Here is a 6,463-nt window from a genome sequence, read left to right on the forward strand (position 1 = left end):
ACACCTTTAAACCATCCAACCGCACGGTGTCTGTCAGTCCTGCTGGGACGGTTAGACCTGCAAATTGTCTGGTAGGAACCAATACTATTTTTGCCAACTCCTTGATTGCTTTCGACGATAACGCTCTGGCACCCTCAGGGTCAGGATGATTGCCGACAAAGAAAACTGAGATTTATGCTGGCAGAGCTGGTGTCTGCACCACTGTTTTTTTCTGGCACTGCGTTTTATGTAAAAATGATTGCGATGGAAAAAAATACTGCCTGACCTGTGGTGTTGTGACCCCAGTTTCTATTTAAAACAGTTTCCTGCAAAAAACTGCTCGTAACCACCTGATATATTATTACCGCATAAATGATAAACACTACTGATCAAACTTGGCTGGGTAAGGATCTTCTTTATCTTTATCCTTACAAGGATGCCGTAGCCATTTTTGCCAACCTTGAGGATCCTCCTGAATATCAATTTCGCTGTCAAAATCCTCCAGCTCGCAACTATCTAACTTCTCTTCAACACTGTGTTTATGGCGTATAAATGATGCCAACTGATCCTGGTCGAAGGTACCTGCAAGGTAGGGATAATTGATAATCATCTCAGCCGCCCCCTGGACTTGAAGCATTGTATTGATTCGACCAAAGAGGCGATCAACCCGTCCATTCCTCTGCTCGTTATCACCAGGAGTCCAGGCGATGCCATAATGATGAACTTGATTGCATTGAAGATGAAGATTCACGCCTTCCTGCAACACAGAGGTTGCTACCAGCACATTAGGGAAGAAAGGTGAATTAAATCCACGAATTAAACGTTCACGATTTTTTGACTGCCCGCTGGCATACCAACTTGGACTACTCAAGCTAGTGAACTCGCGCCAAGTATATTGAGTATTATCTAGTTTCTGGCCAACAATTTTCACACATAGCGTTTCGAAAGTTTCAATGGCAGCCACAAAATAACGTAGCATCAGTGATCCATTCAATTTTGGGGTGACCCATTCTACAAAATGCTGATATCGCTGCTGGACCTCACCTGTTTGAGGTCGACGGTTGAACTCTGTAAACCAGCAATAGAGCTCAATGATCACAGGGCTGGCAAACAGGTAACCCGTGCGAAGATAGTTGGCAAAGTTCTCAATAATTGCCATACCGTTAGGCTGGTCACGCCACTTAATCAATTGCTCTTTTGCTGGCCGCGGCAGCTCATGAAACATCAATCCCCAGGCTGTGGGCAAAGCAGTGATATATTTGATTTTCTGAGCTGTTGTCGACTGCTGCAGCCGGGCATCTCTCGCGGCATCACCATAGCTGTCACGTTGACGTTCACCAGACTCTTTGCGGTAATGATAATGATAGGTCCCGGTCGTACCATCCAATGCAGGCTCAAGAAATAATGAAAAGAGGCTTTCAGGGCGACGGAAACGCAAACTAACGTTGGCGCAGTCGGTACTGCGCAGGCCCGTTTTCTTCATAACAAATAGCTCGGCAATTTTACTTGAAAGCTTTAGCTCGTTATCCGTTTCAGGCTCATCTGTCTCCCCGTCCTCCAGCATATGCTCATCAAAATCGGACTTTTCATTGGATTTTTCCGATAAAAGCTTAACAAAAATATCTCGGGACCAACCCGACTCTCGCCATTCTGCCAGCGCCTTTGCAGGTAGCTGCCAGACATTCATCAATCGCTCAGCCATTATTTCATCATAACGTGCGTTGATGCGCTGAGTAATTTCGCGTACAGATGGTATTCGACGAACAAAAACCAAATGCTTACTACAATGTAGCGGCTGAGACTGCTTGAACGGATCACTGGTAAAGCAGGCCTCTACCAGAGTGTCGTATTTGGGATGATCTGGAAAGCGGTTATAGATATCGTGAAACTGCCGGGTCAAGCTATTGAGCAGAGCAGAATCCGGCGCGTGGTTGAAGTCATTATGGATTTGCCCCTCTTCATCACTACTATTATCCCGCTCACTTGCGGTACTGCCCGTTGATTCAAACCCTTCAAGATAGCCATATAGCATGCGCCTGCCGCCACCTGCCTTTTTCTCTTTGTCCAGTTGAACCACGAGTTGTTTCTGATATAGAGCAAAAAACAACTCAGCATCCATCTTATTAGTAAAACTGGAAATGCTAGCGCGCTCATGACGATATTCATATTTGCTGTGGCTGCTCTCTCTGCCCTGCATTTTGCGCAGTCGGCGGATGGCAAAATCATTCATCAGCGCACGGACATCATCCTCTGCATAACGTTTTGGCATGTCACTGAAGTAGCTAAATATGTCATAAACATTTCGCGATGCTGAGGGATTTGGAGTTGCCGTCAACAACAGTACATTGCTCCCCAGCCGGCCCTGCGCATCACCAAAGAAGGCCTGAGCGGCGGCGGCACGCTGTGATCCGCTTCGGTTACGAAAGTAATGAGCCTCATCGATTATAATTAAGTCAAACCCTCCTTTTCCAAGAGCTTGCTTAATCTGCTGACGATATAACACGCCATAAGACGCGGCAGCATTTAAAGCATCTTTTTTTTCATCTGGAGGGACCAGACCGCTTAGTGAATGGATAGTAGTAAGGTAAAAATGGTGAGATTTTTTCTCCACAGCGGCCGCCAGCTCCGCCAGTCTGCCATAAATTTGTGGGGCATATTTTGTCTTACCCTCTAAAGTGGTAAAGGCATTATGTTCAGCCCGATAGTGTATCTCTGTGAAAATGCTAAATTCTCTCTCCCAGTTATCACAGAGCGTCCTGTTAGGTGCCATAACCAGAATGCGTGCATCAGGTTTTGCCTGCCATAACAACAACATTACTCCCATCGCCTGATAAGTTTTCCCCATGCCGACTTCATCAGCAAGGAGTGCCAGTCGTTGTTTATTCAGCAAATTCCACAACCCAGCCACCCCCTCTGCCTGCTTCGCCGCCATGCTGGAAGCACCGGATTGATACTGCCAGTGCGTATCAGTCGCATCGAAATTCATCACGGCTGAAACCTCAACCGGGGTAATGATCTGTTTTAACTTATTCGCCATAACTACAGTCTTCCATGATAGCAGCGAGATAACGTAGGCTAGTGGCATCGCTAGTTAGGGGGGGAATTGCAACCTGTAGAGACTCCCACAAGTGCACAGCCACAGATATGGCTTCAGCCCCTTGTTTGTGACGTATGCTTTTAACACGCTTTCTTGCCAGAGCGGCCAGAGTGTTAACTTCTTGGGCCAGAAACCAGTTAAATACTAGCTGAGTCGGTTGATTTATACGCTCCCTAGCTATTTCAGCCAATTCCTGTAAGCAACCTGGTTCACTGAACAAACGACGATACAGCTGAGTGCCATCGTCCGCGTCTGCTAGCCAGTTGCGCCGTTGTTGGATAGCCTGAAAGAGGCGGAAATAGCTAGTGGCATCTAAATTCATGGCTTGCGCCATCCCCTCACTTTGCTCTTCATCCTGCGCTCCAGCACAGCGCAGCATAAGGCGATCACTCAATGCGGGATCCACTGAATTCAGATAGCTGTTAAGTAAGTCATCTAGCGACTTAAAGCTCAACGCACGCCGGTGTTCAATACCGCTTTCAACGATCATGCCCTGCCAGTCGGTTATTCCAGTTCTACGAAGGGTATAAAAAGGGTTATCCAATACGGCATTGCTTTTTAATACCGTCAATTGCCGGGGCGATTTCAGACCTATACCGGTAGCTTTCCATACCAATTCATTTGCCCCGTTGATACCGGGCAATATCAGTTGATAACCTGACGCAGGCTTACCACCGAACCATTGCCCGGAAATCTGATACTCACATCGAGTCCAGTCAAAAATAACGCTCAGATCGAAAGGTTGAAGTTCATCAGGCTCCAGCGCCTCTTCCTCCAACAATGCTTCACTGGCGAAATTCTCTTCATTAACATCATCCCATTCTTTGCCGCAAATCGTGATGTTACGAGAGACCGGATGCACAATTCCCGCTTCTACATTCCAGTTTGCCTCAGGTAAGCTGCTGCAACCCGGGTTGGTGAAATTCCAGGACCCCACGGCAAGTTGCGTACCGGTATTGCTTTTCGCCAGCCAGAGCTTGGCGTGGGTCATCAATGCCCTATCGTCCTTGGGCACTGGAGAGCGATACACGGTAAGCTTTTTATTTGTAATCATTGCCTGAATACTGTCACTCCATCGAGTGCGGATATAACGTCCCTCAACCAAATCCGGAACCAGTTCTACGAGCACTTCATGCCCAATATTGTCGATAAACCCTGCTAAATCCTCAGCAAGATAAGGCGACCAAACACTGAGTGTATGAATCTCACCGCCGTTTTTTAATGCATCTAGCAGTGTGCAACCAGCCAGACTGTGAATAAATGACCAATCAGGATCATCACCGAGAAACTTGCGACGGGTTGGGAAAAATTCTTCATCATTCAGACTGTTATCAATTGTGGTAAAAAATCGTTTTACCTGCTGGTATTGGGCATTACTTGCAACACAACGAAAATCCACAGTTTCTTGATTTCGCCCCCACCCACTAAGCGTAAGGTTGGCACTGCCCGCACCCACAATAATCTTTCTGTAGTGATCTTCGAGATAAAATACTTTTGGGTGAAACAGCCCGCGCTCTTTATCCAGATAAGACTCTTCGCTTTGAGCCAGCTTACGCACCGACACCGGATATACCGCAATGGAGGTACGTTTCGGCTTTTCTTTCGCAATCATGCGCGGATCGCAGTAGATGCGGAAATCAATACCACTCTCATTCAGCGCACGCTGCAGACCTTCGTAATCCATACGACTAACGGGCGGGTCCATACCCAACACAGCAGGAAGTACCCACGTTTCAACAAAAGAGATATCCAGATTAAAGGTGGTGAGCCAGACACGTTTCAACATACCCATATCAGCAATTTGCTTTTTGAAGACATCTAACAGCTTCATGCAGAATGCCCCCATAAACCGTTCAGCAAATGTCTGAACTGTGGTAGATAATAACGGTTTACCCAGTCGCTATTCTGACGATCTTCGCGTAGCGAACATGGTGGTACCTGCAGCAAAATATCATCACCTTCAAGCAGGAGCCACGGGAACTGCCCCCTTGACTCCATTATCTTGTGATGATAATCCAGCAAGCCTCGAACCTGATCTTCCAGCGACGGCATACAGGCCAGTGCTAATAGTTGCTGAAAACGTCTGGCGGGCGTACCGGAAAGCGAGGAAAGGAGCACATCATTTTCCAGAAGCTGAGTCGCCCTTTGTGGCAGATCAAGTTCCGTAAGACCGCGCGACTGCCAGAATTGACGAAATTCTGCCAAAGTCTGACTACTCTGTCGGCGTAAGCCTGAAAACATCAGGTCGATCAGGGATAAAAATGGCTCCGCCTGACTGATATGTTGTAACGCCCTGAGGTCACTTTCATTCATTTCAGGCATACTTTTCGCCTGATGCATGGCACGTTTGAAAACTTCAGCATCTGTAAGCTCTAACTCGTCCAAACGTTCCTGCTTGAGTACCCGATAAATAGCACCCGCTGCATATTTATCTAACCCCGTTCTTTGTAGCCAGAATATTCGCGAATAATCCCCGACCATTTTCGGGTCGCGGAATGCCTTTACATACGCCTTTTTTAGGCCGACAGGAATATCTTCGAAAAATGGGTTGAGGTCGCGCTTATGTGAGGCCTGCATTTTCAATTGCATGTAAGTCAATGCCGCTGCATGTAATTTTTTCAGCTCTGGTACATTCCGAATAAATGCCTCTGCTGCCTGCCACACTGGCTTGCTTTCCGGCAGATCATAGCGATAATCAGTAGAGAAAAAATGCATTTTCATCATTGGCGATTTATAGCGCCCATTGGTACCAAGAGCGATCTGATTAGTCAGTAACTCACTACTTTTCTCATGACCAAAAAGTATCTGAGGATTTTTATTTGCAGCGTTCCATTTAGATCTGGCTTTATTAATACCCTGCACACCAGTGAGAGTGACACCTCTTTTTTCAGCCGCCAGCATGGAGTAGATATAAATATTTTCCAGATGGATCAGACAGGCAACTCTAAACTCATGTAATTGCTTTTTGGGATACAGACCTTTCATCACGCCTGAAGTTTGCAGCTTTTCATCGACCAGTATCTGGCGCAATACGCTGTGATGCAGCAGATTCAGCGTATATTGCCGTACATCATTTGCGATAGAAGTAATACGGCTATGAAAGATGTCCTGCCCCCAGGACGACCAGATGACTAATTGCCCAAGCGGATCCACATTCAACTCACCCGTTAGCGAGTCATCGTATTCAGTCAGAAATTTCTCGATGTACATTTCGTTGCGTCAGTCGCTTATGCCCACAGGGCTAACAACACGCAATCAGTGCACTGCGAAAGCCCTTCCATGTTCCACTTTCTTTCCTGGCACTTACCAAATCAGCAAATCAGTGGCCGATATTGATGAGTGCTAAAATGCAGATAACCAGAAGCTGTAGCTTCTGGTTATCTGGCT

Annotated in this window: 3 protein-coding genes; all 3 read right to left on the reverse strand. The window is 46.7% G+C overall.

Annotated features, from left to right (window positions below):
- Window positions 1-361: 361 nt before the first annotated feature.
- Genes ACSIPU_RS11240 through ACSIPU_RS11250 form a run of 3 tightly spaced genes read right to left on the reverse strand, consistent with a single transcriptional unit; the run spans window position 362 to window position 6,286 of the window.
- On the reverse strand, window positions 362-3,016 hold the full coding sequence (locus ACSIPU_RS11240) for a DEAD/DEAH box helicase family protein (protein ID WP_435322008.1): 2,655 nt from the start codon (window positions 3,014-3,016) through the stop codon (window positions 362-364).
- Window positions 3,006-4,907 carry a hypothetical protein gene (locus ACSIPU_RS11245; RefSeq protein WP_031518861.1) on the reverse strand — a complete coding sequence of 634 codons (1,902 nt, stop codon included), beginning with the start codon at window positions 4,905-4,907 and terminating at the stop codon, window positions 3,006-3,008. The genes ACSIPU_RS11240 and ACSIPU_RS11245 overlap by 11 nt, the downstream gene beginning before the upstream one ends.
- Window positions 4,904-6,286 carry a hypothetical protein gene (locus ACSIPU_RS11250; protein ID WP_306586630.1) on the reverse strand — a complete coding sequence of 461 codons (1,383 nt, stop codon included), beginning with the start codon at window positions 6,284-6,286 and terminating at the stop codon, window positions 4,904-4,906. Before ACSIPU_RS11250 ends, ACSIPU_RS11245 begins: the two co-directional genes overlap by 4 nt.
- Between the last annotated feature and the right edge of the window lie 177 nt (window positions 6,287-6,463).

The organism is Klebsiella sp. HN106, assembly GCF_051209435.1.
Taxonomy (GTDB): Bacteria; Pseudomonadota; Gammaproteobacteria; order Enterobacterales; family Enterobacteriaceae; genus Klebsiella; species Klebsiella oxytoca.